The organism is Microbulbifer mixtoriginis (SeqCode) (assembly GCF_052467705.1).
Genome location: NZ_CP174322.1, coordinates 1780174 through 1805150, shown reverse-complemented (window position 1 = coordinate 1805150; position 24977 = coordinate 1780174). Strand labels below are relative to the sequence as shown.

Genomic DNA, 24977 nt, shown 5'->3' with positions numbered 1-24977 from the left:
ATGGGCAAGCAGCAATCGAATCTTTATTGCACTAATACATTGGCCCTACAAATCCACCCGATCCCCATGGCTAGGCGGCGTTGAAGTAACGATAAAAACCAAATCTATAGAGGCCTTATTGAACAACTGATGAGGAATCCCAGCGGCTATATGCAAACCCTGGCCGGGAGAGAGGGAATACTCTTCGCCACCACATTCAATCGTGGCCGTGCCCTTTAGTACAAAGAAAAACTGTTCAGATTGCCGGTGCAGGTGTCGAACTTCTGAGCAACCAGGAGGCACTCTCTCCTGAATCACACTGAGAGAATCGGTTCTTACCAAGTGCCAGCCATCGCAGCCCTCCCCCCAGGAGTAGTGCTCAGCATTCTCTTTTGAGACGACTGGCATCACTCCTCCCCCCGCAATCTCCGCAAATACTCCTCGCGGGATTTACGCATATTGATAACATGACTTGAGCTGAGGCGGTCGTGCATCAGGTTTCCACCTAAGAAGCAGTTAATCAACCAACCGATCTTTCCCAGCGGTAGGGTGAGAGTGAAGCTCAGTAGGCGCCAGAAGCCGTGGCCATAGCCTATTCGCTCAAATTTTTTATTGGTGACCTTATAACCCATCAGATATTTTCCGGGCGTCGCCTGAAAGCGGGAGCTCTCTGCAATCCAGGCCATCAGCAGATAGGCCAGGCAACAGATTCCCAGCGCCATGGTTATGGCGGCGCCTTCTGGCATATCGTATACCTTCATCATCACAATCGAGGCGATAAAGCCAACCACGACGTACAGCAACAATACATCCAGTAAGACCGCAACGCCCCGGGCCAGCAAGTGGCCAAAGTAGTATTGATCGTAGGTTTCTTCCGGCTGAGTGATTTTCTGCCGGATCAGCTTGCGCCCACCTCTAAGCCCTTGGGTGGGGTCCACAGTAACTTCTTCGCTTTGCAGAGAATTAAAAATTACGTCACAAAGGGACTCTTCCAAGGCGCCGTATAAATAGGAGGCATTACCATTCCAGTCGAACAAGCTATTGCTGTACTGAAGAATATTGTTAGAAACCAGTGTTTGCTTTTTATCCTGAGAGGCACCCTCACCAGCTTGCAAATTTATTCTGGCAAAACGTTCGAAGATTGAGAGGCCCAGATTCCAATTATATTCCTCATCGAGCATATAAGGTGTCTCGGTGAGAAAACGCCAATTTTCTTTTACATTGAATTTACTGGGCGCTTGCAGCAGCCTATCCACTTGCTCCAACACCCGATGGTACTCGCCAATTCGCAGTGTTCGCTGTGGGTCTTGTTCAGTGTCATCCTCTTCAATAGGATTTTCTTGCACATTATCTTCTTGTGCATTCTTACCTTCAGAATGCTGCTCTTCCACATGTTTCTCTGTAGAGGTCTCCTGTTGTCTCTCACTCCCAGTTTCCTGATCCTGGGCTTGGTTCAGGTCAAGAGAGACTTTTGATTGATGTTGCTCAATAGCTTCTGATGAGACTGGGGAGTGGTCTTGATGATTCGGCTCACTATTTTGTTGCACCTCGGGCTCTGCCTGTCCCTGTAATTGCACGGCCTCAGGGGAAAGTGCAGCTCCCTCAGCACTAGCAACTTCCGCAAGCACCTCGTTATTTTGCGGTTCCTCACTTTCCTTTTTCTCTTCTTTAAGCTCCTCGGCGGCTTTCAGCGCCCATTTATAAGCACTGTGTAACTGCTGAAACTCTTCGGGCTTTTCATCCGGGCGGGTTTGCTTCAGTTTTTTTGCATAGGCGCGCTTGATAGCTCGCGCATCATCACAGGGTGCTAGTTCGAGTATCTCCCAGGGGCTCATTAAATCCAGTCCTCACCGTCGAGCTTATCGAAGATTTCAGTGAGTTCGGCACGCGCCTTGCCAATCTCTACCAGGTTTTGTTTATCCAAAACCCGATCGAAGCTGGCGAGCAATTTAGCTATATAATCGCGCTGCTCGCCGAGGCTCGCTTCATACAAGCGTTCACCACGGGCGAGCAGCGCCCGGTTTTCCTCATCTTCACGGGGATGAAACTTGAACTTGGCCAGTTTTTCCAACGCTTGGGCTTTATCCTGTTCATTCAGGGCGCCCGGCGTAAATTCCACTAACTTATTAAATGTTTTACCGGTGGAAATGACAGTGACATCCACTTCCAGCAAACCGTTCATATCGTAGCTGTAGCGCACTTCCACCACTTCCTCGCCCCGGGGTTTCTTGGGTACCGGCACCGTGAGTTCGCCCAGATAGACATTTTTCTTTACCAGACGATTTTCCCCCTGGTAAATATCGATACAGACCTCGTCCTGATCATCGCGGGCAGTGCAGACGCTACGCACGATACTCACAGGTACCACGGTGTTGCGCTCAATAATCGGCAGGAAGTAATTGCCCAGCTGCGGGCTATCTTCGTTCACTATGCCGGTACCCAGGGTGTAGGGGCATACATCGGTGAGGACGATATCATCCAGCGCGGAGTTTTTTTCCTTGAGCCCGGCTTGAATAGCCGCCCCCATGGCGACAACAGTATCCGGGTCCAGGTGGCAGGAGGGTAAGCGGCCAAACATACGTCCCACCATAGAGCGGAACAGGGCCAGGCGGGTGGAGCCGCCCACCAATACCACTTCGTCAATTTTAGCGGGTGGCAAATCGGCATCGCGCATGGTGCGCTCAATCGGGCGCTTGGCTCTCAGCAGCAACGGAGTGCTGAGTTTCTCAAACCATTCGGGAGTCGCTTTCCATTCGAGTTCGCGTCCACCGAGGTTTAATTTAAGTAACTGCTCTGCTTGCTGGCTGATACGGCGCTTGGCCGTTTCCATCTGCATATACAGATTCTGCAGTTCGCGCGATTTCAGGGAAGATTTTTTCAGCTGAAATTCTTCCAGAACGCTGTCGATCATCGCTTCGACAAAATCCTCACCGCCCAGGTAGTTATCCCCGGCACTGGCATGTACTTCCATAATGCCATCGAAGAATTCCAGGATGGAGACATCGAAGGTACCACCACCCAGGTCTAGCACCAGGAAATTCCCCTCCCGCTTATCGTGCAGGCCGTAGGCAATTGCCGCAGCAGTAGGCTCGTTGATCAGGCGCTCTACCTTGAGGCCTGCCAGCTCTCCAGCCAATTTTGTCGCCTGGCGCTGGTTATCGTTAAAGTAGGCGGGCACACTGATTACCGCTTCGCTGACCTCTTCCCCCAGGAAAGCCTCTGCATCCTCTTTGAGAGAGCGCAGTACCAAGGCGGAAAGTTCAGTAGCGGTAAATTGCTGGCGACCCAGTTTGACTTGATGATCGGTGCCCATTAGGCGCTTAAAGGCGGCAACGGTGGTATCACTGTGATTGATCAGGCGCTCTTTTGCGGTTTTCCCCACCACTAGCTTGCCAGTGTCATCCAAACCAACCACCGATGGGGTCAAGGCCTCTCCCAGGCGATTGGGTATCAGCTTCACGCCATCTTCCGTTAAAACCCCACAGGCGCTATTGGTGGTGCCCAGGTCAATACCAATAATGGCCATAAATCCCCCTACCTATTTTCCCTAAAACTTGATTATGCACGGTCGTACCAGCAGGTTTTTTTACGGTATTTCCCGCAATCTGGTTGGCGCAATATTCTAAGCGTCCCTGCACAAAAATAGCCAGAGAGTGCAAGGACACGAAAGGTAGGCGCTGAAAAACCACACGAATAGACTGGCCGTAGAACAATCCTCCTTCTGGCAGTTCCACATAACTGCCATATCCTTAGAGTCATTCGAAATCCACGAAGAGGCGCGGCCTTGTTGACGGGTAGATTTGAGGGAATGAACCTCAAAGGGGATCTCTTTGGTGGAGTCACTACAGCCGTAGTTTCGCTACCCATGGCACTGGCGTTTGGGGTTGCTTCCGGGGCAGGAGCCAGTGCGGGGCTGTGGGGGGCCATTCTGATCGGGCTATTTGCCTCCTTGTTTGGAGGTACCCGAACCTTAATCTCTGAGCCGACCGGTGCCATGACAGTAGTAATGGCTGCGGTGATCACCACCATGATGGCAGAGCACCCCGACCAGGGACTGGCAATGGCCTTTACCGTGGTCATCATGGCGGGCATTTTTCAAATTGCTTTGGGGGCATTAAAGCTCGGCAAATACATTGTCTTGATGCCCTACAGCGTGGTCTCAGGATTTATGTCCGGGGTGGGTATTATTCTGGTAATTCTGCAGATAGGCCCCCTCCTCGGCCAACCTACGCCTGCTGGCGGGCCGATGGAAACCGTTCAGGAATTGCCGGAGCTAGTCAGAAATACCCACTATGGGGAACTCTTCCTCGGTTTACTCACCCTCGGAATGCTGTTTTTTTTACCAAAGAAACTCAAACAGCTGGTTCCACCCCAACTGGTGGCACTAGTCGCCATTACCTTGCTTTCCATGGTGTTGTTCGACAACGAAGAGATCCGGCGTATCGGCGAAATACCCAGCGGCTTGCCCTCCCTGATTTTACCCGACATCACTTTTGATATGTTGTCCACCATGCTGATTGAAGGGTTGGTGCTCGGCACTCTGGGCTGTCTCGATACCCTGTTAACTGCGGTGATAGCGGACAGCCTGACGCGCAGGGAGCACAACCCCAGCCGGGAATTGATCGGCCAGGGCATCGCCAACACCGTATCCGGTTTGTTTGGCGGGCTGCCCGGCGCGGGTTCCACCATGGGGACCGTGGTGAATATTCAGGTAGGGGCACGTTCCCCTCTGGCCGGTATAGTGCGTGCGCTGATTCTACTGCTGGTGGTGCTCTGGTTTGCCCCCCTAACGCAGCCGATTCCTATGGCGGTATTAGCCGGTATCGCGGTGTTCGTCGGCATTAATATTCTCGACTGGAGTTATATCCGACGCGTTCACCATCACCAGGTGGCAATATTCCCAACCTTTATTATGTACAGCGTTCTGTTGATGACCGTGTTTGTGGGCTTGATTTACGCCGTGGCCATTGGTGTATTCCTTGTTAATATCATCACCATTGAGCGGCTCAGCCGTATTCAGGAAAAAAGTGTTAAAGCGATTTCCGGTATCGAGGAAGGCGACCCTCTCAATCGGCGGGAACGGGAGATGCTGCGGCAGTCAAAAGGACAGATCCTGTTTTTCTTTTTATCGGGCCCAATGTTGTTTGGGGTATCCAAGGCCATTACCCGACAGCAAGCCGCAGTGGGTAAATTTAAAGTCATCATTATGGATTTAAGTACAGTACCCATGATTGATACAACAGCGGCATTGGCACTGGAAAATACCATGCGTGATGCCATTAGTTTAGGCTGCAAAGTCTATCTGTACTGCCCCAATGAGCCAACACTGGACAGGTTGGAGAAATTACATATCCGGGATTGGATGGACGAGGATTGTTTTGTAGAAAGCCGGGTTGAGGCCCTCATCAAAGGCTTGGATTTTCTCAATCGCGAAGGCGAAAAAAAGGCCTGACCCGCCCTACTAATAAATGCAGTATTTATAGAATAAAACATCTATTTAACCTGCAGCCTTAAAATGACATTTTAATGGGTACGCTTTTTTAATTTGGCAAATATTCATTACCCTTTTCTATTTTGCCTGAATGTAAAATGATAAAAATCAAAGCAAAAAGCGGAGTCATAACCCCGCTCAAATTTTCCACGCCACACTTTAGCTAAAATTCTGCAGCCATTAGGGAGACAAACGATCCAGCGTCCACAAACCGCTATCATCGGCGCGATAAATAAAGCGGTCGTGCAGGCGATTGGCACCACCCTGCCAAAATTCCACCGAGTGTGGCACTACCCGATAACCGCCCCAAAAATCTGGCAGCGGCACTTGTCCATCTGCAAAGCGCGCCTTTTCTTGGTCAAACTGTTTTTGCAGTTCCTCACGGGATGACAGTGGCTGGCTCTGGCGCGAGGCCCAGGAGGCCAGCTGGCTTTCCAGTGGGCGGGACTGGAAATACTGCTCGGCATCCTCACGCGTCACCGACTCCACATTGCCGCTAACAATGACCTGGCGCTCCAGGCTGTGCCAGGGGAACAGCAGGGATACCTGCGGGTTCTTCTCCATATCATGCGCTTTTTTACTCTGCAGGTTTGTGTAAAAAACAAAGCCGCGCTCGTCAAAACCTTTTAGCAATACAATGCGCTGGGAGGGCTGGCCGCTGCTATCGGCCGTGGCCAGACACATGGCACTAGGGTCAGAAAGTTTGGCCGCCAGAGCCTCCTCAAGCCATTCGCGAAACTGCTCCACCGGGGTGGCTTTTAACTCCGAACGGCGCAAACCGCCAAGCAGGTATTCACGACGCCATTGATCGATTTCCATGGTGCTACTTCCTAAGTTATTCAAGCTCAAAATATATCCAGCCAGCTGAAGCAAAGCGATTTTTATTCCAGCTACGCGACAAATCCTCTTGTATCGCAACTCCCTTTACACAAGGAATCTTACGGCTCGGGGGCCAAGTTTCCTGTCGCGATACGGGACGAATCTCAATTTTCCTGCGTATTTCCCCTCGCAGGTGCAGACTCTGCGGGCGCTTGCGTGCTTTTTAGTGGGCCGCTAGGCTCACGGCATTTTTACACAAATAAGGAAAATGGTGGCTATGTCCTCTGCGCCCACATGCGCCCAGGTGCTCATGCGCCTGCTGCGCGACTACCAAGTGGAAAAAGTCTTCGGCATCCCCGGTGTCCACACCATCGAACTGTACCGAGGTCTGCCCGGCAGTGACCTGATGCATATCACTCCGCGCCACGAACAGGGTGCCGCCTTTATGGCGGATGGCTATGCCCGTGCCAGTGGCAAGATTGGTGTCTGCTTCCTGATCACCGGCCCCGGTCTCACCAACGCCGCCACCGCCATGGCGCAAGCCTATTCCGATTCGATTCCCATGCTGGTGATCTCCGCAATCAATCGCCGCGAAGACCTGGGCATGGGCCGCGGCCGCCTGCATGAACTGCCGCAACAGAGTGATGCCAGCCGCGGCTTCTGTATCTGGCAGCACACGCTCAGCCAGGCTGAGCAATTACCAGAGGTGATGGCACGGGCATTCCAGCTGCTACAGTCCAGCCGCCCGGGGCCTGTGCATATCGAAATCCCCATCGACCTGTTCCCGGCTCCCATGCCCGGCCAGCTGGAAGACTACAAAGCTGCACCAGCCGCTATGGCCCCGGCGGCAAATAGCGCTGCTATCGCCACGGCCGCCGAATGGCTGCAATCCGCCCAGCGCCCGGTCATCCTCCTCGGCGGCGGTGCCCAGAGCGCCGGCGAAGCGGCTACCCAAATTGCTGAAAAAATTGCTGCCCCGGTATTTCTGTCTCTGGCCGCCAAAGGCGTTGTAGATGAACGCCATCCACTGTGTGGCGGTGCCAACCTGAGTTTCGATTGTGTACGCAACCGCGTGGAGAATGCGGATGTGGTGCTGGCCGCGGGCACCGAACTCTCTGAAACCGATCGCAACCTGGTGCGGGACGATTACGCCTTCTCCGGCAAACTGATTCGTATCGATATAGATGCTGCACAGCTGGTATGCAACGCCCAACCGGATCTGGCGATCTGTGCTGACGCCAAAGAGAGCCTGCAGCAATTGGAAGCCGCCCTGATCCAACGCGATGCAACAGCAGGCGGACGTTCTGAAAAAGAGGTTGCCCAGTTACTAAAAGACTGCCGCAAAGAATGGTGGGATGGCTCCCAACAACGCTTCCCCTGGGTTGAGGCCCTGCGCGAAGCCCTGCCGGAAAACGGTATCCTGGTGACAGACTCCACCCAGCTGGCCTATAACACTAACCACGCCCTGCCCCTATATCATCCGCGTAGCCATGTGACCTGCACTACCGGTTATGGCACCCTGGGCTTCGCCCTGCCTGCGGCAGTTGGCGCCAAGCTCTCTAGCGAGCGGGATGTGATCGCCCTGATCGGCGATGGCGGCCTGATGTTTACCCTGGGCGAATTGGCGGTGGCTGTTGAGCAACGTTTACCTCTGCCCATCCTGGTATGGAATAACGCCGGCTACGGCGAAATCCGCGACTTTATGGATGCGGCGGAAGTGCCGCAGGAAGGTGTAAACCTGAGCACCCCGGATTTTGTTGCCCTGGCCAAGGCCTTTGGCGCCGAGGGCTGTCGTATCGACCAGCCCGGCCAATTGGCGCAAGCAGTAGCCGATGCCCTGGGCCGCCAGACCCCAACCCTGATCGAAATCAGCGCGCCTTCAGGCGCAGAACAAATGGAAGCGTGACATGACAGATCTCAGCAAACTGCCCACGGGCAAGCTGTTTATTAACGGCGAATGGCGCGAGCCTCTGGGTACCGGGACTCACCCGGTGATCAACCCGGCCACCGAAGAATTAATCTGCCAAGTGGCCGAAGGCTCGGCCGAAGATGTGGATCTCGCCGTGGAAGCCGCGCGCCAAGCCTTCCACAGCTGGCGCAACAGCACCGCACAGATGCGCCGCGAACTGCTCAACGCCATTGCCGACGGTATGGAAAAACGCAAGGAAGATCTGGTTCAGGCCGTGTCCCAGACACTCGGCTGCCCCGAACATATCACCCGCTGGTTGCATGTGGATGGCCCTATCTATGCCATGCGCTACTACGCCGAGCGCACCGCAGAAATGGAAAAAACAGAGAAGGCCGGCCATTCCGTACTGTTCCGCGAGCCCGTGGGCGTGTGTGGTTTTATCACTCCCTGGAACTACCCACTGCACCAGTTTGTGGGCAAAGTGGCCCCGGCCCTGGCCGCCGGCTGCACCATGATCACCAAACCCGCCGAGATCACGCCGCTGCAAGATTTTGTGATGGCGGAAATTATTGAAGAGGCAGGAGTCCCCGCCGGCGTCTTCAACTTGGTACCCGGTGCCGGCTCCGAAGTGGGTGCGGCACTCTCTGCCCATCCCGGTATCGATATGGTCTCCTTCACCGGTTCCACTCGCGCCGGTGTGGAAGTGGCCAAGGCCGCTGCGCCCACGGTGAAGCGCGTAACCCAGGAATTAGGTGGTAAGTCCCCTCTGATTATCACCCCCGATGCAGATCTGGAAGCCGCCGTGCGTTGGGGCTGTGAAGATGTGTTTATCAACAGTGGCCAGACCTGTACCGCCCTCACCCGTATGCTGGTACCTGCCGAACGCTATGACGAAGCGGTAGAAATCGCCCGCCAGGTAGCCGAAGACATCGCCATGGGCACCAATGAAAATGCCTTTATGGGCCCACTCTCTTCCGCGCGCCAGCGCGAGATAGTGCGCGGCTATATCCAGAAGGGTATCGACGAGGGTGCACGCCTGGTCACTGGCGGCGCCGAGGTGCCCTCTGGGCTGGAGAAGGGCTTTTATGTGAAGCCCACAGTATTTGCCGATGTACACAACGATATGAGCATCGCCCGAGAAGAGATCTTTGGCCCTGTGACCTGCCTGATCCCTTACAAGGATATGGATGAGGCAATTACCATCGCTAATGACACCGAATACGGCCTATCCAGCGGTGTTTGGGCAAAAGATGCAGAGAGCGCCATGCCTCTGGTGCGCCGCATCGAGGCAGGCCTATGTTTCGTCAATGGCGGCGAGTTTAATTACGACGCACCCTTTGGCGGCTACAAGCGCTCTGGCAACGGGCGCGAATTTGGCGAGGCCGGCCTCGGCGAGTTTATCGAACTGAAATCCGTGCAACTGCCGGCATAAACTTCTGCACCGCCTGCAATCGTGGGCGGTGCAGTTGACTGCCAATCCCCTCCCCGCTATCTTTGCTCGCACATCACGAGAGTGGCTGACGCCAACGCCAACCTGCCGACCGGGGCAAGGTGGTTCTCTCTCTGCTGGCACACCAAAGCCTGCGGGGAGGATGGGGCTCTACAAGAGCAATCCAACCGGATTAGCGAATACCCTTTCGCCGCTTCCACGTCAGCCCTCCAAAGTTTTACCCTTGGAGGGACCATGTCCGAATCACCGTTATCCAGTAAAGACGTTATAGAAATTCAAATTGCCAACCAACGCAGCCGCACCGCGGTGAGAGCCGTGAGACGGGCCGATCGGCAATTGTTGTGGCAACTACTGTTCGACACCGCGGAAGAAGCTTTAAAATTCGCCACCAGCTGCCGTGCCAGTGAGCAGCCAATCACTGCCCACAAGGCCTGCGAGCTGGCGGGATAAACGAGAATCCAGTGGCGCCATTTTGATTCGCGCCAGATACCTAGTGCCACGAGCACCCGACAGGAGCTAAAAACAATATCATGTCCAAGCCAGAACAATTCTTTGAGCACCTGCGCAACGAGCTAAAACAAATTGAAGCCGACGGCCTCTATAAGCGGGAGCGGATCATTACCTCCCAGCAGGCCGCCGAGATACAGGTGAACAACGACACCCAGGTACTGAACTTCTGTGCCAATAACTACCTGGGCCTGGCCGATCACCCGGACCTGATCAAAGCCGCCAAAGAAGGCCTGGACCAGTACGGTTTCGGTATGGCCTCAGTGCGCTTTATCTGTGGTACCCAGGACATCCACAAGGCACTGGAATCGCGCCTGTCAGAATTCCTACACACCGAAGACACCATCCTCTACACCTCCTGTTTTGATGCCAATGGTGGCCTTTTCGAAACCCTGCTGGGTCCAGAGGATGCAATAATCTCCGATGCCCTGAACCACGCTTCAATTATTGACGGCGTTCGTCTGTGTAAGGCCAAGCGCTACCGCTACGCCAACAACAATATGGCGGAGTTGGAGAAACAACTACAGGCAGCTGACGCCGAAGGCGCCAAAACCAAGCTGATCGCCACCGATGGTGTCTTCTCCATGGATGGTGTAATCGCCGACCTAAAAGCGATTTGCGATCTGGCTGACCGCTACAATGCCCTGGTGATGGTCGACGACTCCCACGCGGTAGGCTTCCTCGGTGAACACGGCCGCGGCACCCACGAATACTGTGACGTCATCAATCGTATCGATATTATTACTGGCACTCTGGGCAAGGCCCTGGGCGGTGCTTCCGGCGGTTTCACCTCTGGCCGCAAGGAAATTATCGATCTGCTGCGCCAGCGCTCTCGCCCCTACCTGTTCTCCAACTCAGTAGCCCCAGCTATTGTCACTGCCTCCCTGAAAGTGCTCGATATGCTAATGGAAGGTGGTGAACTGCGGGAGCGGTTACGCGAAAACTCTGCGTATTTCCGCAAGCGCATGTCCGAAGCTGGCTTCACCCTGGCCGGTGCCGACCATCCAATTATTCCGGTCATGATCGGCGATGCCGCTCTGGCTCAAAAAATGGCAGACAAGATGCTGGAGCGCGGCATTTATGTAGTGGGCTTCTTCTACCCTGTAGTACCTAAAGGCCAAGCCCGTATTCGCACCCAGATGTCTGCGGCACACACTCAAGAGCAACTCGATCAGTGCATTGATGCCTTCATTGAAGTGGGCCGCGAGCTGAAAATTATTTAATTCCCAAATAATCGCCGCGCTGTCTAACAACGGATCAATCCTATTGCCAGATGGTGCTGCGCCTTTCTTTTTGTAGTTTTAATGACAATGAAAGCACTTTCTAAACTGAAGTCTGAAGTGGGTATTTGGCTTACCGATGTGGAAATCCCCGAGCCGGGCCATAACGACCTGCTGATCAAAATTCACAAAACCGCCATCTGCGGCACCGACATGCATATTTATAACTGGGATGAGTGGTCGCAAAAGACCATCCCAGTGCCCATGGTAGTGGGACACGAATATGTGGGTGAAGTGGTTGGTATGGGTCAGGAAGTTGCCGGTTTTGAAGTGGGCGACCGCGTTTCCGGCGAAGGGCATATCACCTGTGGCCACTGCCGTAACTGCCGCGCAGGCCGCCGCCACCTTTGCCGCAACACTTACGGTGTTGGTGTAGACCGCCAGGGCGCTTTTGCCGAATACTTGGTTATTCCGGCATTAAACGCTTTTAAAATTCCAGACAACATCTCCGATGAGCTGGCCTCCATTTTTGACCCCCTCGGTAACGCCGTACACACCGCCCTCTCTTTCGATCTGGTGGGCGAAGATGTATTGATCACCGGCGCCGGTCCTATCGGCATTATGGCCGCAGCAGTCGCCAAACATGTTGGCGCACGCCATGTGGTCATCACTGATATCAACGAATATCGCCTGGATCTGGCCCGCAAGATGGGGGCCACCCGTGCCGTGAATGTCTCCAAGGAAAACCTTAAAGATGTGATGACAGAATTGGGCATGAGCGAAGGCTTCGATGTGGGCTTGGAGATGTCCGGGGTTCCCGTTGCCTTCCGCGATATGCTCGAGGCAATGAACCACGGTGGCAAGATCGCCATGCTCGGTATTCCCGCCGGCGAAATGGCTATTGACTGGAGCCAGGTCATCTTCAAAGGTTTGATCATAAAAGGGATCTACGGCCGCGAAATGTTCGAGACCTGGTACAAGATGGCCAGCCTGATTCAATCCGGTCTGGACCTGACCCCGATTATTACCCACCAGTTCCCTATCGACGATTTCCAGAAAGGCTTCGACACCATGGGCTCTGGTGAGTCCGGCAAAGTGATCCTCAGCTGGCAATAACTATTGCTCTTGGCCGTGGATAACTCCACGGCCTTACCTCCCGCTTTCCCCTCTACTGAAAAAATTTTTTGCCCAGCTCTTCCTCTTTTTGTATCTTGTAATGCTCGCTGCTGAAACAGCTGTATTGATAAATAAGATCTGATGAATTAGACCTATAGATGCAAAAGGAATTTTCGGCGATTTGGCGTAGCCCAAAACACAGTGGCATAGAACTATTTCATGCGCATTTTCGCAGTTTTGCCTTTAATAAACATTGGCACGATGAATTAGCCATTGGCATTATCCAGGCAGGCGCGGAGAAATTAGATTATCGCGGGCAAAGTAATATCATCCCCCAGGGGAACATTGTCGCCATTAACCCCGGTGAAATACATACAGGTTACAGCGGTAGCGAGCAAGGCTGGCATTACCGGATGTTTTATTTTGATACAAAGCTGGTTACACAAATATTGCGGCAACATAGTAGCCCTGGTAAAACCCCGATGCCTTTCCTTAAGGGCCCTATTATTCATGATCCTGAGCTTTTCAAGCTACTCTTTCAACTTCACTGCAGCCTGAATGGTACTTACTTACCGCTTGCCGTAGATAGCCTTTTAACGTTGGCGCTTACCAAGCTATTCGCCAATCATGGCGACCAGAACCTCAGCCCTCGAAATACAAAAGATATCTCAGCCGCAATAAAAATCCGCAACTATTTGTGTGAACATTGGCAATACAACGTAACACTTGAGCAACTATGTCAGCTCACGGAAATGAGCCAATACCAATTAATCCGCTGCTTTAGCAAGCACTATGGTATAGCTCCCCATCAATTTTTGGTTCTTTACAAAGTTCACCAGGCCCGCCTTTTGCTACAACAAGGACTAAATGCTGCCACAGTAGCAACCGAGTGTGGTTTCTTTGATCAAAGCCATATGAGTAGAAACTTCAAGAAGACTTTTGGTATTACACCTGGGCGTTATCTAAAATCGATATAGCGCAATTTTATACAAGATAGTAATAGCTCCTCTCTATAGACTCATCCCTCACCGCCAGTAAAACTGTTTCCACAACCCTCAACTGGTAACTTCTGAATGTTTGGCATAGGTACGTCTTATGAGTATGAAATTTGTTCTCGCATGGATGGCTGTTATGTTTCCACTTATCTTTAGCCCTGGTCCTGCCAATATCACCTTCGCTGCAGCCGGTGCAAGCTTGGGTATCCGCAGGTCATTGCCACTAATGGCCGGAATAGATTTTATTTTTATTGTGAAAGGGTTCTTAGTTGGCTTTGGCTTAATGACTTGGTTAACCAGCTACCCTGTTGCCTTAAGAGTACTTCAGGCTGGCGGTGTTATCTATTTAATCTATCTCGCTTATCATTTCGCCAAACCTAAGTCACCACTGAGCCAGGGTGAAGCACCGAAGATTTCAATATGGAATGGAATGTTGATTCAAATTCTAAACGTTAAAGGCTGGATTATAACATTTACCATGTTTTCTATCTTTGCGCCCAACCTTCAGCACGAACCCACCACAACCATCCTATTACTAATCGCACTAATGACTATCCTTAATCTATCAACACACCTCTGCTGGATTGTATTCGGAAGTGCACTCGCAAAATTCGCTACTAATGAAAGAAGCCAAAGAGTACAGGGAATGCTATTTTCTTTGAGCTTACTCTCAGTGGCGTTATGGATAGCATTAGACAATCCAATTATGTTGATCTAAAAAAGAGTGATTGGAAATTAAATGCTTTAGACACGAAAAACAACACTGGCTGGCAATGGCAACCTAGCAATATGCTCATAGCATATCTATTGAACCCGGCATTCTTTCTCTGCAAGTTAGCAGAAATCCAACATCTTCTCTTGAGGAAATATTATGTGCCAAAATAGGTCCATATCATACATTCCAATTTGATAGCCTTTACAGCCCTGTTAGTATTGAAGGATTATACAAACTTCAAACAACTAAATCGTTGACTCAAAATTTCTAACGATGTGGATATCAATCAAACGGGCTGATCAATGAACGACCAACAAACCACTGGGCAACATCGACTTTTCAGTTAAGTAATTACAACCAACATAACTAATACAATGAATTTAACTTCCATTACCCATACACTTTTCACGCTTGGAACTTTTGCTGAAAGAAAAATATCGGGCCTAAAGCTCAAAAAAATTGAAATTGAAGAGGGGGAAATTAGTTACTTGCAGGGTGGGTCAGGTACACCGCTCGTTCTCTTACATGGTTTCGGGGCTGACAAAGATAACTGGGTTCGCTTAGCTAGATATTTAACCCCACACTTTCAGATCATTGCACCCGATTTACCTGGATTTGGAGAGAGCTTTAAAGATCCAGACTTAAACTATGATGTCCTACCCCAAACTCAACGCCTGAACAGCTTTGTGAATGCAATGGGTTTAGAGCACTTTCACCTTGCGGGCAATTCAATGGGTGGATACATAGCTGGAAACTATGCTGTAGAGTTTCCAGAAAAGATAAATAGCTTATGGCTTTTAAACCCTCTTGGAGTGGAAAGTTCACCCAGCAGCCCAATGTTTGAGCAAATTTTACGCGATGAATTACCTGTTATTCTGTCCAAGAACAGAGAGGAGTATGAATCGCTATTAGATAATGTTTTCCACAAAAGACCTTTTATACCAGGCTTTGCAATATCAGAGCTATCAAAAATAGCTGAAAATAACTTTTCACTGCACCAAAAGATATTTAAAGACATTCATCAGATAAAAGATGGAAGTATCAAATTTTCATCTCCACTAGAGGGAAGATTAAAGGGGTTTTCCAAGCCTACTTTAATTACCTGGGGCGATAAGGATAGGATACTTCATCCTAGCGCAGGCACAATCCTATCAAGAGAAATTATTAACTCCCAACTACAGCTGATCAAAGACATTGGGCATTTACCAATGCTTGAATCTCCGAAAACTACAGCCAACCAGATTATCTCATTCAAATCATCCCTGCCTGAAGCAGGCTCTTACTAAAAGCCGCCATAACATAAATAGAAAAGCACAACAGCAAATGATAAACCTCAAATCACGACACAATTAAGCAGAAATATAAAAAATATCTCTCAAACTTTTTCCCAGATTACTCCTGCCTGAAAATCGGACAGAAAACATCCAGTAGTTAAGCTTTAGATATCCAGCTTTCTGATTAAACGCCCGCTGGTAGTTCCTTGCACTAGCAAGGAAAAAAGTACTACACCAAAAACCATAGATTGGATAGTCCACCAGTAGGGCAATTCAACGGGAAGAGAAAGTACCAGGGCCACAGCAATCACTCCACGCAACCCTCCCCAACTCATCAGCAGTCGCCAAGACTTTGGAATTGGCGGACCTACGAAGCGCGTTAATGGTGCTACCAGCACCACCGACAGGGCCCGAGCGCCCAGTGCTGCGGCCGTGGCAATTAACATCGCCAACCATTGATGGGTAAACATTTCGAAAGTAATGACCAACCCCATGATCACAAAGATAATTGAAGTAAAGAGAAGCCCCAACCACTCCCAAGTGGTTTCTGCATCTACCAGATAGGTTTTCCTTTGTTTTCGCAAGCAGGCTCTAGCCACTATGGCACAGGTCATAACAGAAATAATACCAGATACATGCAAAATGCTTTCCGCAAGGTAAAAGCTACCAAAAGCCACAATCACTAGAGTCATTAATGCTGCACTTGGTGTTCGTAGGAACAAAATAACCAGTGTTGTCAGCAACCCCAAAATCAAGCCTACGGCAACGCCACCAAAGAATATCATGCAGAAATACAGCGTTACTGAACTAACACTCAGCGATGGAGCCTCAGCGCTTACTCCGGTCCCCTGTACAATTGAGTAAGTGGCCAACCCTAGGACCAGAGAATAAAGGACTACCGCTGCGGCATCATTAAATAAGCTTTCCCCTTCAACAAGAGAAAGTAAATCTTCCCCAGTTTTTTCTTGTCGCAACTTATTCACTACCGCTACAGGATCGGTAGCCGCCAGAATAGCACCAGTCAACAATGCCGCTATCCAGGGAAATCCCGCCGGATGGCCAATTCCATAATAAGTAATTGCTGCGATCAGGAAGGCACAAATGACTAACCCTAGAGTCGAAAATAATAGAATCGGACCAATCCAGCGCTTTAAAATCCTTGGCTCCAGCTGCCAAGCAGACTCAAAAATTAGAACGGGCAAAATCACAAAAAAAACCAATTCCCTTAAGCTGGTTGCCCTCAACCCTGTATCATAATCGATTACCGGTAACAGAAAAGCAGCCAATACACCAGCCAATAAGCATCCTAGTGTATTATCAATTCTTAATATCCGGGAAATACCCAAACCAATAATTGCTGCCACAGACAAATAGAGCCCTTGCCCTACAATGACAACCACATCATTCACAAGTTTACTCTCCAGTGGAATGTACTATCACCCATCTCCTCAGAAGGATACAACCTTGTGCCATCATCTGTATAAAGCACTATGAAATTAACTCTTTCCCGCCAGCTAATTAATAAACTCCTAAATAACCACAAGGCCTTAGCTACATATGATTTGATGACTTTGATCAACTTGTAAAAATTCCTAGCAATCACAATTTATTAGGGTCGATAACTCATCAAAAATGCCGATAAAGTTCATGACTAATATTCATGCAACCGAACCACATCACAAGGATCTCTCACCCTGACGAACAACATTACTCAATAGAAAGTCAGCACTAGTACTGCTCAGAAGTTTGATGCACCCCCGCTTAGAAAGCGAAATTTGGCCCCCAAAATCCGACCCAGTAGTCATCCTCTTAGAGTTAGTATCCTGGGAATGCCGCTCGAGAAAAAATGGCTCTAAGTGCATGTTTGAGCCCTACATTGGTGGAAGTTGTCGTATAGAAAGGCTACACAATCAGTATTCAGTATAGGAGAAAGGGGGGAAATGAACGGCAATATATCAATTTAAAAATTGAACAAACAAGGGTTCATCAGTTCAGACCTCATGAGGAACAAACAAGCTCTTGCAATAACTCCATATACTGATCAGCCATAGCTATCGCACTATTTTTACTAATAAGTGGCTCACAATACCCAAAAACAAATACCCCATTTTGATTGGTAGTATAGGCAATCACCATCATAGGGTAGTGACCATGATTTTGAACAAGCATACCAGCAGCTATATCAAAATGTTTCAATTCACCACACAATCCTCTCATACTGCCTAGGTTCGAAACACAAATGCCCGCTGGAAATGACTCTCTTTTATGGGAGTATTCATTTGCAGCTTGCATGATATCTTTTAGCCTGCAACTAGACTCAAAAATCAAGCCTTTCAACTCGCTGGGATTAAATCTTTCATTCAAATTATTTTGTATTTCTATGGCCAAGTTCAAAACTCCCACACCAGAATTGTGCGGTGAAACTTCCACAGTTGTTATCGCTGTAAAGGCCCCAATAACATTTAAACCTATCTTTGGTTTACACAGACCACGTACATCCATTGGCAATACGATCTCTGTCCATGGACGATGATTGGCCAACTGCTGAGATGAAATAACTGCCAAAGCACTGAACAGCGCAGTAAAACCTATTTTTTTCTCTTTGATTATTAAGGCTAATTTTTCTACATCATCGAAACATAAAGTACGCAGGATTGCTCTACTTTGACGCCTGGCCAAGTCTGCGGTTTGCTCGACCGGCCATGCAAGATAGTCCTTACCTGGTAGAAGCAGATGATCACCACCACTGTACCCCGCTTCCTTGAGATATTCCTCTATAGGCTTATATAATGGCAGCGGCTCTAGCTCTAGGTTTCCACCTTTATTCAAATATAAATCTAGATAAAAGAACAAGACCATTATTGATCTACCGTCAATAGCCGCATGATTTGCAACTAAGGAAATCCATTCCACACACTGGTTATTACCAATGTAAAGTGTAATCATATAAGTATACTTTTCTATATCTATAATTTTTTTAGACTGCCTCACATACTCCAACTCAAAATTGAAACCATGATCAAGCACATAAATTTCTAAAGGGATTGAGCTAAAGTCCACATTACAATGCCATTCGAAATTCGCCCCCAATTTAACCCTTGCTCTCAACATAGGATGCAAATGGTGCACCCAGGCCAGCCCGTCTTGCAAAGTCTTCACATTTAATGGTTGAAGTACCTTAATAAAGGAGACAATTTGAGTCCCACCATGACACTCCCTGGCAAACTCGACCATCAAGGCCTCGACCGCACCTAACTCTCGTGAATATGGCTCTGATTGCATAGCTTCAATCCTGCACAGATGTACATCACAAGTTAAGATGACTATTTAATTAGTATAGAAAAATAAATAGATTACTTAATATCGACACGCCCAAACGTATTTTCATTTAAAATTCTTTAAACAAAAAGAGACCGATATCCAAGGTGCAGTCAATATACCTGTAAACCCTTAAATTTATTCATCTACAATCAATAGCCTATCTAACCTCTACTGTCGGCAATCACCGCAAACTTGAGAAACCTTATACTCTGGAAACAACTCAAATGAGAGTAAAAAACTGGGGGATTCAGGAATGTATCTATTAACTATAAACTTAGGAAGAACTGCTATACTTTTAAAGCAGCTTTATTCAACAGCATAACCATTGGAAATATCGGCAATTAACTCCATGTAAGTTTTCACATATTTAAGCGCACTCTCCTTACTGATAAGTGGCTCACAATAACCAAAAACAAAAACACCTTCCCCACCTAGAGCGTAAGTCACCAGCATTATTGGGTGCGCCCCATGAGTTTGAACAGTCATAACCAAACCAAAATCAAAGAATTCCAATAAACCCGTATACCCAAACACATCCCCCACATTAGAAACACAAAGACCTGACGGGAAATAGTTTTTTTTAGAAGCATAATACTCAGCCAGATCTTCTATCTCCACGAGCCTATAATCGAGCTTCAAAGGAGGCTCAAAAAAACTATTACGCCTTAAACATAAACGAACTTTTTTTTGTATTAGCCGTGCAAGACTCAACAAATCGAGGCTGGTATCTTTTGCGGATAAGGATAAAGTTATCGTAGTCGTACACTCTCCTACAACATCTTGTTCTATTTGAGATTTACACAAGTATTGGGCATTAATAGGTAACATTAATTCTGTCATGGGATGGAAGCTTGGTAACGATCTTGCAGCGAGGACAGCAATAGCACTATAGATTGAAGTCGTTTGAACATTCTCCTGTTTTGCAAGCAAACAAAAATGATCGTACAGCTTTTTAGGGAGAAGCCGATAAATAGAGCACCCACTCCGAGAGGAAGCATGTTCAGCCTTTTCAACCGGCCATTTTACGGTTTTACAATTATTGTTGTAACCAGATAATTGTGGCTTTTTAAGCCTCTGCCTTGAGCTAATATATTCCACCATAGATTTATCCATTATGGAGGCGGAAAACTGGTTTTTTTGCTGCCCCCTCAAGAACCTATCCAAATCACGAATCAAAATTAATGCTGAACGTCCATCAATGGCAGCATGACTTACAACAAGAGCAACCCACATGACACATCCATGCTTATCGGTGTAAATCGTCAAACGATAACTATATTTATCTAACTCAAGAATTTCATTTCCCAATCGGTTAAACTCTGCTTGATAATCAAAAGAAGATGTATCGCTCTTAATCTCAGTAGGAATATCTCGGAATCCTACATCACAGAACCATTGAGCATAAGATTTTTTTTCCACACGAGAACGGAGCATTAGATGACGATTATGTAGGTATTCCATCCCCTCCATTAACTCTTCAACACCTATAGACTTGCATGCTCTGAAGAAGACAACCAGTTGTACTGCACCCTTAGACCTCTCGGTCAACTCTACAAAGAGAGCCTCCTGAGCCCCAAGCTTACGAAAAGGTTTTGTTTTTTCCATAGCAGACTCGCCCCTAAAGGGAGGTTACTGCCAATTAGTATAGAAAAGAAATAATATAAGGCTTAATCATAAATCAATATTCCCTCCCGGCTTCCCTATGTCATTGCGAACATCAATCTCACAGGGTTAGAAACTACAATCAATGAATATATGTAACGATATGGTCGCAAGAGATCCGGCTCACCAGTCAAGCCAAGCACCTTAGCTGTAAGGCGCTATTTTTCAAGAAATTGACTGTATAGCAGATAGATTGCGGAAGTTGCTAACAATGCCCCCATCACTCTATTAAATATTTTAATTCTCACTTCAGTCCCTAACACCAGCCTGATTCTATCCCCCATAAGAGCCCAGGCGGTTAATGACAAATAACAGACAAAAAAATAAATCCCCACAAAATAAAATAAACTGTTACTCTGAGGGCTTGAAAACAAGGCAACACCAGATACACAGGCAATCCATGCCTTTGGATTTAACCATTGCAGAAGAAACCCCTCATGGAAGCGTGGCAGGGTACGTTCAGAAACAGCTATCTCTTCCGTGGGCCCGCTGGCAATCTTGTACCCCAGATAGATGACATAGAGTGATCCAGCGATAGCAAGATACTGCAACACCTGTGGATAACGCTCCAGTACCTGGTAAAGTCCAAAGCCGATCATGGCAAGCAGCAAGGTAAATCCTATTGTCGCCCCAGATACAAATGGAATGGTACGAGCAAAACCATACTGCACTCCAGATGAGACGATTACCATATTTACAGGCCCTGGCGTGATCGACATAGTGAGCGAAAACCCAAACATCGCTAAGAACAAGGACATATTTACACTCGAATATTATTTAATTTATCATCTTAAAAGAATGATTGTTATTGGGACGCAATCACGATAAATAAGCGTTACTGAGAATGGCGAACCCTAAGAGAGTTACCCCAATTTAACTAAAGGAAATCAAGTTGAAAAGAATTATTCTCCTAGCAACCTTGCTCATGTGTACCAGCTTTCAATCACTCGCAGAGCCCACAGTCGAAGAACATATCACAGACTTCATTAATGAATTTTCTTCGAACAATATAAAAAGCTCCGCATCTCACTTCTTCACAGAATCACCTCACTTTATCTTTGGCCCACACATTTTAACCCCACAAGATTCAGCACAAGTAGAAGAAGTACTATCTAAAATACGTGATGGTCTAGCCAAGCGAGGTTATAAAAATTCTGAGATCCTTGAGTTTAAGTCTTTCTTTCAGAATGAGAATATGTCAGTTACAACAATACTGCTTAAACGCTACACCTCAGAAAAACAGGTTCTGGATTATCAATGCAGTACTTATACATTGGCCAATACTGAAGAAGGGTGGAAAATCTTATCCTGGCTCCCTTCCGAGCCAGAAAATAATACAAAATGTTTTACAGGTAAAAGTTAAACAATAAAACAGTAGTAGCCCCTAAAAAACCTAGAGGGAGTTAGAAATGAGATCTCATAGTGAAATCAGAGTGCTTCTTACAGAATTGTATCAAGTAATTTCTGGCCCAGAAGGATTCAAGCGCGACTGGAAAAAACAATTATCGCTATTCACACCTTACGCTAAAGTCATTCGAACCTCTTTAGATGGTGAAGGTAATCCCCAGGCGCTGGTCATGGATATCCAGGATTACCCTGAAAATTTTCAGAGGGTGGTTGGAGATGCCGCTTTTTATGAGGTAGAAATTCACAATATTATTGAGTCTTTCGGCAATATCGCTCACGCATTCAGTAGTTACGAAGCCTGGAGAGATAGTGATAAAACCCAGTTTATCAAGCGGGGGATAAACAGCATTCAGCTTTATCACGATGGGCATTCATGGAAAATAGTCAATATGATTTGGGATGATGAGCGACCCGGACTAACCATGCCACCTAAGTATAACCCCGAGACCGAAAGTGTCTCGTAATCCCAAATTGGCCCCAGAATAATTGATATCTCGGCAATTAGATTCATTAAGCTCAATAAAACCCTTTCGTATTGGAAACTGAGGAAATAATCTGTAGCCAGTTAGTAGAGAAACTCTACCAATTTTTGATATGACCAAGTGATGCCAGTTTCTGTCTGCGTAACACTGAGGCTCTTATCAATGGATGAGAACTTTATGGGGGGCCGGCTCTCGCCTTGAAGGGTGAGGGCTATCTTAATGGGGAGAAGTTACCAGCTTCTACTGCAAGCTTCTCTTCCATGCCCTTATTTCCTCGACATATAATTCGGGCTGTTCAAAAGCCGAAAAGTGCCCTCCCCGTTTCAAATGATTCCAATAACAAATGTTCTTATAACGCCCCTCAGCCCAAGAACGGGGTATTCTTACCATCTCCCCAGGATAAATACTGACTCCAGTAGGCAATTGCACTACCTTTTCCTGATCGGGGCCATAGGGGGCATCGAAGCTTTCCCAAAATAGTCGCGCAGAAGAGGCCGCTGTATTTGTCAGCCAATAAAGCATGATATTGTCTAGTAATTCATTCCTGGTAAAAATACTCTCCAAAGTTCCCTGGCAATTGCTCCATAAATGAAACTTCTCTAATATCCAGGCAGCCTGTCCTATGGGAGAATCCGCAAGACTATACCCCAGTGTTTGAGGGCGGGTGCTCTGTTCCTTGGCAAAACCGGAATCCCAACAATTGAAGAATCGTATTCCGGCCAGAGCCTCTTTCTCTTCCTCACTGGGCCAATGCAAGGCTTCAGCGGTTGGCTCTTCCTTGGGATTATTGATATGAATAGCCCTGCACGCGCCCAGATTCTGTATGCCAATTTCAGTGGTCACCGACCGGCCCCAATCTCCCCCTTGAGCCAAGTACGATTGATACCCCAGGCGATGCATTAGGGTATCCCAGGCAGCGGCAATTCTTGGGATACCCCACCCCGTCGTTACAGGCTTACCCGAAAAAGCGAAACCAGGGAGCGATGGGCATACCACATGGAAAGCCTCCTCAGCACTCCCCCCATATTGAGTCGGCTCAGTCAGGGGCCCTATCACTTTGAGAAATTCCACAAAAGAACTGGGCCAACCATGGGTTATTACGATTGGCGTGGCGCTTCTATGACTGCTTTTGACATGAATTAGATGAATTTCCAGGTCGTGAATGGTTGTTATGAACTGGTCATATTGATTCAGCCTCTGCTGAGTGGCATACCAGTCATAGTCATTTAGCCAATAATCACAGAAATCCTTAAGATAATTCAAAGGGATTCCCTGCGCCCATCCATCTACGGTTTCTGCCTCAGGCCAACGTGCCTCCCGTATCCTTCGGTGCATATCAGCCAGCTGAGATTCTTGTATATCAATCCTGAAAGGTTGGACCTGAGCCATTCGTAGATTCCATCTCCTGAGTGAGCTGACTAAGTAGCCGCGGATAGACAATTACAAAGATTGATTGGCCATTGCTTTGTACTGAACCAAAACCGTAAACTGTACAAACATACAGCACCCTAGTTCCGATGAAAAAGATAGAATCAAACAATCCTCAGCCCTTACATAAAGGGCGCGGAGCCGCCAGTAATATCAATGGTCGTTTTGCCGAGCACATCAGTACACGGGAAAGCGATGGTTGGCAAACCGAGGCTGAGCCTCTGGAGCGACTACTGACTACCGCCATTGAAGAGAAGGCCAAGTCGATTATCGCCACCAATCAATCGCCCGACATCCCCTTTACTCAGTCTATCAATCCTTACCGTGGCTGTGAGCATGGTTGTGTCTATTGCTACGCGAGACCAGCTCATGCCTATATGGATCTTTCCCCAGGGCTCGACTTCGAAAGCAAGATCTTTTTTAAGGCTAACGCGCCCGTATTGTTGGAGCAGACGCTGCGCAAACCAAGCTACACCTGTAGTCCCATAGCACTAGGCGCGAATACAGACCCATATCAGCCTCTAGAGAAAGAGAAAGGCATAACCCAGGCATTGCTTACAGTAATGCAGCAGTTTCGACAACCGGTCACCATTGTCACCAAGAGCCAGCTGATTTTACGGGATCTTCCCATCTTGGCTGAGATGGCACAGGACAACCTTGCTCAGGTGGCAATTAGTGTGACTACTCTGGAGAGGGATTTAAAAAGGAAATTGGAACCTCGCACAGCGGGGCCTTCTGCCCGCCTGCGTACTATCGAACAATTGAGCAAGGCTGGGATACCCACGGCCGTACTTGCAGCTCCAATGATCCCCGCACTTAATGACTGTGAGCTGGAAGCTATTTTGAAGGCCGGGCGGGATTCAGGTGCCGAGAGGGCGGCCTATATCCTCCTGCGGCTACCCCATGAGGTGGCGCCACTTTTCCGTGAGTGGCTATCACTACATTACCCACAAAGGGCCGACCATGTAATGAGTCTGATACAACAGAGCCGCGGTGGGCGGGACTATCAAAGTGACTTTTCCCAACGCAGAACCGGTACAGGGGTTTTCGCTCAGTTACTGCGGCAGCGGTTTATTGTCGCCATTAGGAAATTGGGGTTAAATCACCGGCGCCTATCCCTGGATAGCAGCCAATTTAATGCACCACCCCTAGCCGGCGAGCAGCAGTCTCTTTTTTAACTGAGCTATGCGTTTTAACCTACA

General features: G+C 48.4%; 22 protein-coding genes and 1 riboswitch. Of the genes, 12 read left to right on the top strand and 10 right to left on the bottom strand.

Annotated features, from left to right (window positions below; all coding sequences use genetic code 11):
* Positions 1–45: 45 nt before the first annotated feature.
* The 4 genes from ACJJIB_RS07995 to ACJJIB_RS07980 are packed head-to-tail and all read right to left on the bottom strand — an operon-like array spanning position 46 to position 3713.
* Entirely contained in the window at positions 46–387 is a 342-nt protein-coding gene (locus ACJJIB_RS07995) for a cupin domain-containing protein (RefSeq protein WP_444888483.1), read from the bottom strand.
* A complete protein-coding gene (locus ACJJIB_RS07990; RefSeq protein ID WP_444888482.1) occupies positions 387–1814 on the bottom strand; it encodes an RDD family protein in 1428 nt (475 codons plus the stop codon). The genes ACJJIB_RS07995 and ACJJIB_RS07990 overlap by 1 nt, the downstream gene beginning before the upstream one ends.
* Positions 1814–3505: an Hsp70 family protein gene (locus ACJJIB_RS07985; RefSeq protein ID WP_444888481.1), complete on the bottom strand. Its 1692-nt coding sequence runs from the start codon at positions 3503–3505 to the stop codon at positions 1814–1816. Before ACJJIB_RS07985 ends, ACJJIB_RS07990 begins: the two co-directional genes overlap by 1 nt.
* Positions 3486–3713 (bottom strand): hypothetical protein, encoded by a 228-nt coding sequence (locus ACJJIB_RS07980; protein ID WP_444888480.1) that lies wholly within the window; start codon positions 3711–3713, stop codon positions 3486–3488. Before ACJJIB_RS07980 ends, ACJJIB_RS07985 begins: the two co-directional genes overlap by 20 nt.
* A 53-nt stretch (positions 3714–3766) precedes the next feature.
* On the opposite strand from ACJJIB_RS07980, the gene ACJJIB_RS07975 reads away from it, so the two are divergent.
* On the top strand, positions 3767–5431 hold the full coding sequence (locus tag ACJJIB_RS07975; RefSeq protein WP_444888479.1) for a SulP family inorganic anion transporter: 1665 nt from the start codon (positions 3767–3769) through the stop codon (positions 5429–5431).
* Positions 5432–5650: 219 nt separating this feature from the next.
* Here ACJJIB_RS07975 and pdxH read toward each other — a convergent pair whose 3' ends face one another.
* Entirely contained in the window at positions 5651–6289 is a 639-nt protein-coding gene (gene pdxH, locus ACJJIB_RS07970; RefSeq protein ID WP_444888478.1) for a pyridoxamine 5'-phosphate oxidase, read from the bottom strand.
* 277 nt (positions 6290–6566) lie between these two features.
* Here pdxH and ACJJIB_RS07965 point away from each other — a divergent pair, with 277 nt between their 5' ends.
* From ACJJIB_RS07965 to ACJJIB_RS07930, 8 genes are all read left to right on the top strand, one after another.
* Positions 6567–8195, top strand: coding sequence for a 5-guanidino-2-oxopentanoate decarboxylase (locus ACJJIB_RS07965; protein ID WP_444888477.1), 1629 nt, complete (start codon positions 6567–6569; stop codon positions 8193–8195).
* A gap of 1 nt (position 8196) precedes the next feature.
* Complete coding sequence (locus ACJJIB_RS07960) at positions 8197–9630, top strand: aldehyde dehydrogenase family protein (RefSeq protein ID WP_444888476.1); 1434 nt, start codon at positions 8197–8199, stop codon at positions 9628–9630.
* A 65-nt stretch (positions 9631–9695) separates the two neighbouring features.
* Positions 9696–9824, top strand: a riboswitch (SAM-I-IV-variant riboswitch).
* Positions 9825–9882: 58 nt separating this feature from the next.
* Positions 9883–10098, top strand: coding sequence for a hypothetical protein (locus ACJJIB_RS07955; protein WP_152454298.1), 216 nt, complete (start codon positions 9883–9885; stop codon positions 10096–10098).
* An 80-nt stretch (positions 10099–10178) separates the two neighbouring features.
* Positions 10179–11378, top strand: coding sequence for a glycine C-acetyltransferase (locus ACJJIB_RS07950; RefSeq protein ID WP_444885565.1), 1200 nt, complete (start codon positions 10179–10181; stop codon positions 11376–11378).
* Positions 11379–11465: 87 nt separating this feature from the next.
* The gene (gene tdh, locus ACJJIB_RS07945) at positions 11466–12491 is read left to right on the top strand and encodes an L-threonine 3-dehydrogenase, zinc-binding type (protein ID WP_444888475.1); all 1026 of its coding nucleotides are present in this window, start codon (positions 11466–11468) and stop codon (positions 12489–12491) included.
* Between the two features lie 158 nt (positions 12492–12649).
* Positions 12650–13468: an AraC family transcriptional regulator gene (locus ACJJIB_RS07940; RefSeq protein WP_444888474.1), complete on the top strand. Its 819-nt coding sequence runs from the start codon at positions 12650–12652 to the stop codon at positions 13466–13468.
* Positions 13469–13586: 118 nt separating this feature from the next.
* Entirely contained in the window at positions 13587–14204 is a 618-nt protein-coding gene (locus ACJJIB_RS07935; RefSeq protein ID WP_444888473.1) for a LysE family translocator, read from the top strand.
* Between the two features lie 371 nt (positions 14205–14575).
* Positions 14576–15487 (top strand): alpha/beta fold hydrolase, encoded by a 912-nt coding sequence (locus ACJJIB_RS07930; RefSeq protein ID WP_444888472.1) that lies wholly within the window; start codon positions 14576–14578, stop codon positions 15485–15487.
* Between the two features lie 152 nt (positions 15488–15639).
* Here the strand turns inward: ACJJIB_RS07930 and ACJJIB_RS07925 are convergent, their stop codons facing one another.
* The 4 genes from ACJJIB_RS07925 to ACJJIB_RS07910 form a co-directional block, all read right to left on the bottom strand.
* The gene (locus tag ACJJIB_RS07925; RefSeq protein ID WP_444885570.1) at positions 15640–16884 is read right to left on the bottom strand and encodes a cation:proton antiporter; all 1245 of its coding nucleotides are present in this window, start codon (positions 16882–16884) and stop codon (positions 15640–15642) included.
* Between the two features lie 589 nt (positions 16885–17473).
* On the bottom strand, positions 17474–18757 hold the full coding sequence (locus ACJJIB_RS07920; RefSeq protein WP_444888471.1) for a hypothetical protein: 1284 nt from the start codon (positions 18755–18757) through the stop codon (positions 17474–17476).
* A 345-nt stretch (positions 18758–19102) separates the two neighbouring features.
* Positions 19103–20401, bottom strand: coding sequence for a condensation domain-containing protein (locus tag ACJJIB_RS07915; protein ID WP_444888470.1), 1299 nt, complete (start codon positions 20399–20401; stop codon positions 19103–19105).
* A gap of 215 nt (positions 20402–20616) precedes the next feature.
* Entirely contained in the window at positions 20617–21216 is a 600-nt protein-coding gene (locus tag ACJJIB_RS07910; RefSeq protein ID WP_444888469.1) for a LysE family translocator, read from the bottom strand.
* 134 nt (positions 21217–21350) lie between these two features.
* Between ACJJIB_RS07910 and ACJJIB_RS07905 the strand changes: the two genes are divergently transcribed.
* Both ACJJIB_RS07905 and ACJJIB_RS07900 read left to right on the top strand, forming a co-directional pair.
* Positions 21351–21821, top strand: coding sequence for a DUF6841 family protein (locus ACJJIB_RS07905; protein WP_444888468.1), 471 nt, complete (start codon positions 21351–21353; stop codon positions 21819–21821).
* Positions 21822–21867: 46 nt separating this feature from the next.
* The gene (locus tag ACJJIB_RS07900) at positions 21868–22329 is read left to right on the top strand and encodes a hypothetical protein (protein WP_252085205.1); all 462 of its coding nucleotides are present in this window, start codon (positions 21868–21870) and stop codon (positions 22327–22329) included.
* A gap of 258 nt (positions 22330–22587) precedes the next feature.
* Here the strand turns inward: ACJJIB_RS07900 and ACJJIB_RS07895 are convergent, their stop codons facing one another.
* A complete protein-coding gene (locus tag ACJJIB_RS07895; protein ID WP_444888467.1) occupies positions 22588–23736 on the bottom strand; it encodes an epoxide hydrolase family protein in 1149 nt (382 codons plus the stop codon).
* Between the two features lie 128 nt (positions 23737–23864).
* Between ACJJIB_RS07895 and ACJJIB_RS07890 the strand changes: the two genes are divergently transcribed.
* A complete protein-coding gene (locus ACJJIB_RS07890; RefSeq protein ID WP_444888466.1) occupies positions 23865–24953 on the top strand; it encodes a PA0069 family radical SAM protein in 1089 nt (362 codons plus the stop codon).
* Positions 24954–24977: the final 24 nt, after the last annotated feature.